At 63.9% G+C, this 4628-nt stretch carries 1 protein-coding gene; it reads right to left on the reverse strand.

What is annotated here, in order from left to right; translation table 11 throughout:
• Window positions 1-4628 (reverse strand): non-ribosomal peptide synthetase (locus V7080_RS24200; RefSeq protein WP_334190937.1); only part of this gene is annotated, 4628 nt, incomplete at both ends.

The raw sequence follows: 4628 nt of genomic DNA on the forward strand, positions 1-4628 counted from the left end.
AAAGCGTCCTTCCCGTCCCGTGCGCTGCGTGGCGTTCCAGCCGTCAACCACGAGCATGCGTTCGGCAGGCGGGAGCACGTCAAGACCTGCCACGGGCGACTGCGGTGCCTCTTCCAACGCGTCGATGAGCTTTTCCAGCGCCGCATGCATGTAGGCGCAAATCCGCTCCGGCTGAATCGGCAATTCGACCTGGGCTGTCAGGTAGAAGGCATTGCCAAGATCGTCTACCGAGAAAGTCAGCGGATAGTTTGTGCGCTCCTGGCCGCCGAGCGCTTTTATGCCTTCCCAGCCGTCCGGCGTGTCTCCGCTCGCGGCGACAGGGACGCTGTGGCGATAGTTGAAGAAGGCGCTGAACAGCGGCGTGCTGGATGGAACGGCGCTGCAACGCTGCGCCAGGGCCAACGATGCATGCTCGTGGCGCAGCAGCTGGGTTAGCAGCGCGTGTGTGTGACGCACACCGTCCTGAACGCTGCGCTCGCGCATGTCGATGCGCACCGGCAGCGTATTCATGAACAGCCCGAGCGCACGGTCGGCGCCCTCGCCGCCTTGCATGCGGCCGAACAGCACGGTGCCGAATACCACGTCGTCGCGACCGGTCAGCTGCGCCAATACACGCGCCCAGGCGAGATGGCAGAGCGTCGCCGCGCTGACACCCATGGCCTGCGCGCGCTTGCGGATACGTGCGGCGAGCCCGGTCTCGACGTCGAGACCGGCTTCGACGATGTCGGTGCCGTCGCCACGCACGTCGGTCAGGCCAAATGGTGCGGTTGGCTGGTCCACGTCGGCCAGCATGCGGCTGAAGAAAGCTTCGTGCTCTTCCGGGGAGACCGCCTGTCTGGCCTGGACCACAAAATTCCGGAACGGCAGCGGCGCAGGCAAGTGCGCGGCCTGCCCCTGCAGGCAGGTCCTGACTTCATTGACCACCACGTCCTGCGTTGTATGATCTCCGGCCAGGTGGTGGTTCAGCAGCAAGGCGAGCCAGCGGCTGTTGGCTGCGTCGTACATGGCGAACAGCCGGATCATCGGTGCCCGCCGCACGTCCAACCGGTAGCGACGCGGGTCGAAGCGAGCTTCGAGTTGCGCAGCCGGGTCGCCTTGAGCCGGGTCGAACGTAACCTCCTCGATCTCGATCCGTGCTGTGCGCCAAACCACCTGCACCGGCTCCGGCAAGCCTTCCCAGAGCACGGCGGTGCGCAGAATGTCGTGCCGGTCGACGACGGTTTGTAGCGCTTTCACGAAGCGTCCGAGACGATCGCGGCTATCGAAGCTGTACAGCCCGTGCAATAGGTACGGATCGCCTTCCTCTTCCATCATGTGGTGGAACAGAATGCCTTCCTGCAGTGGAGCCAGCGGATAAATGTCCTGGATGTTGGTGGCACCGCCCGGCACATGGCGGACGATGTCGCCGATGTTCGCTTCCGACAGGTGCACCAGCGGAAGCATCTCCGGCGTGATGACTTCGCAACCGGGATGGATGCGATTCGGGGGTACGGCAACGATGGCATGGGCGTCCCCGACGGCATCCGCCAGCTCGGCCAGCGTCGGCGTGTCGAACAGAACCCGCACGTCCGTGTGCAGGCCGGCGCGGCGCATGCGTTCGATCAGACTAATGGCCAGCAGCGAATGGCCGCCCAGCTCGAAGAAATGGTCCCGCCTGCCCACGCGTTCCAAGCCGAGAACCTCGGCCCAGATTTGCGCGATGCGGATTTCCACCTCGCCTTGGGGCGCCTGGTAGTCGGATTCGAGGCCATGTTGCGGTGCACCCACCGATACCTGTTGCGTCAGTGCCGTGCGATCCAGCTTTCCGTTCGGCGTCAGTGGCAGTGCGTCCAGCGCAACGAACTGCGTCGGCACCATGTATTCAGGCAGAAAATCCGCCAGGAAGCGGCGCAAGGATTGTGGATCTGCCGGTTCGTTGCGCGGCGTGTAGCAGGCAACCAGGCGCCGGCCGGAGACCGGGTCGTCGACGGCAACGGCCGCCGCACTGCGCACCTCCGGGTGACGTTCGAGCGTGGCCTCGACCTCGCCGAGCTCAATGCGGAAGCCGCGAATCTTGACCTGGGCGTCGCGGCGGCCGAGGAATTCCACTGTGCCATCGTGCAAATATCGGCCCAGGTCTCCGGTACGGTACATGCGCGCACTGAAGCCGGCGTAAAACGGATCGGCGACAAAGCTCCTGTCCGTAAGTTCGGCATTCGCCAGGTAGCCCCGCGCAACTCCGGCTCCACCGATGCATATCTCGCCGACAACGCCGACCGGTACCGGTCTTAGACCGGCATCTACGATATAGATCCGCGTATTGGCGAGCGGGCGGCCGATCAACTGGCGCCCGTCGTCGTAAATGCCCGGCTCGTGGACCGTGGCATTCACCGTCGCCTCGGTAGGGCCATAGGCGTTGAACAGGCGCGGACGGTGGCCAGTGCGTGCCAGCCATCGCCGGATCGCTTCCGGATGCACGGCGTCGCCACCCAGCATCACGCACCGAAGCGAGGGCGGAAGCTCCTTGTCCTCGCGCTGCAGGAATTGTTCCCAGACCATAGGCGGCAGGTTCGCCACGCTCACCGCGTAGGCATTACACAGGCCATGAAATTCGGCGGCTCCGGCAAGCCAAGCATCGGTACGCAGGACCAGTGCCGCACCCGAAGCCAGCGCACCGAAGATCTCTTCGACTGACATGTCGAAGCTAGGCGCGGCAAATTGCAGCACGCGATCCTGCGCGACCAGTCCGTAGCGCCGCTGCAGCGCCGTGACCTGATTCACCACGCTGCGATGCTCGACCATCACGCCTTTCGGGCGGCCGGTTGAGCCGGACGTGTACATCACGTAGGCCAGGTGACGCGGCGCGACGCCCGAGATGACGCAAGGAAGATCACCGTTATCCTCCGCCTGCCATTTTACGGAATCCCTATCGAGATTGATGACCGGCGTGCCGGCCGTACCCACAGCCTCGGCAATGCGCGCATTGGATTGCTCAGCGCATATGATTGCAACCGGCCGGGCATGGCTGAGGATGTATGCGAGGCGCTCTACCGGATAATCCGGGTCGAGCGGGAGATACGCGCCGCCCGCTTTCAGGATCGCCAGCATCGCCATGACCATGTCCGGCCCGCGCCCGACGCACAGCGCAACCGTCGCATCCGGCGCGACGCAATGGGACCGCAGGTGATGGACAAAACGGTTCGCCTGCGCGTTCAATTCGCCATAGGTCAGACGGAAGTTTTCGAAGCAGACAGCCAGAGCATCCGGCTTATACGCAGCCTGCGCTTCAAACAACTGATGCAGGCAGGACGACTCCGGGAACTCGCTTTCGGTCGCGTTCCAGTCGACCAGCAGACGCTTGCGTTCTGCCTCCGGCAGGATGTCGAGCGATGCAATTGGAACAGATGGAGCGCTATCGAGCGCGTTCGCCAGTTGCGCGAGCGCGGTGTGCATGAGGTCGCATACATGGGCAGGATCGGCCGGCATCCGCACCTGCGCAGTCAGTTTGAGCCCAGCACCGAGGTCGTCGATATCAAGGCTGACCGGATAGTTGCTCAGCTCTTCGCCACCAAGGGATTGCATACCTTCCCACGGCTGCTCATGTTCTTTGTCGTCGGCAATGGCTGGTTCTGTCGAATAGCGGTAATTGAGGATGGCGGTGAACAAGGGTGCAGGTGCGGCAACCGCGCTGCAGCGTTGCGCCAGCGACAATGAGGCGTGCTCGTGACGCAGCAACTGCGTCAGTTGTGCGTGCGTCTGTTGGACGCTGCCCGCCACCGTCTGGTTGTCGAGGCGGACGCGCACCGGCAAGGTATTGATGAACATGCCGAGTACGCGGTCGGCGCTGCCGCCCGCCTGCATGCGGCCGAACAAGACCGTGCCGAACACCACGTCATCACGGTTCGACAGACGTGCCAGTACCTGTGCCCAGGCTACATGGCACAGGCTCGCCACACTCACGTTCAAGGCGCGCGCCTTGGCGCGCACTTGCCGAGCAATCTCTGCATCGACCTGGCGTTGCGCTTCACGCATTGCTTCTCCATTGCCGCGCGCGTCGCTCATGCCATATGGCAGGGTCGGTTCATTGACGTCCGCAAGCAAGGCGCGAAAATAGGCCTCGTGCTCGGCCCGGCCGACCCCGAGGCGTGCCTCGGCCACGAAATTGCGGAAGGGCTGGGGCGAGGACAAGGTGTCGCCCTGCGAAAGCAGGAGTGCGCGCACTTCGACCAGCAAGGCATCCAGCGTCGTGTGATCGATCGACAAATGATGCAGAAGATGCAGCATCAGCCATCGCCCATTAGCTGCATCCTCGGCAATGGCGATGCGCATCAGCGGTGCCTGGCGCACATCGACGCGATAATGGCGCGGGTCATAGCGCCGGCGCAGCTGGTCGGCGATGGGACTCTGCCCGCCATCAAGCACCGGTTGGTCCACCTGCAGCGGCGCGCTGCGCCACACCACCTGCACCGGTTCGGCCAAACCTTCCCAGTGGATGGCGGTGCGCAGGATGTCGTGCCGGTCGATCACCGCCTGCAGCGCCTGCAGGAAGCGGTCGAGCCGTTCGCGGCTGTCGAAGCTGAACAGGGTCGGCGATAGGTAGACGTCGCCTTCGCTTTCCATCAGGTGATGAAACAGGATGCCTTCCTGCA

The sequence above is a fragment of the Noviherbaspirillum sp. genome (genome assembly GCF_036846085.1).
Taxonomy (GTDB): Bacteria; Pseudomonadota; Gammaproteobacteria; order Burkholderiales; family Burkholderiaceae_D; genus Noviherbaspirillum.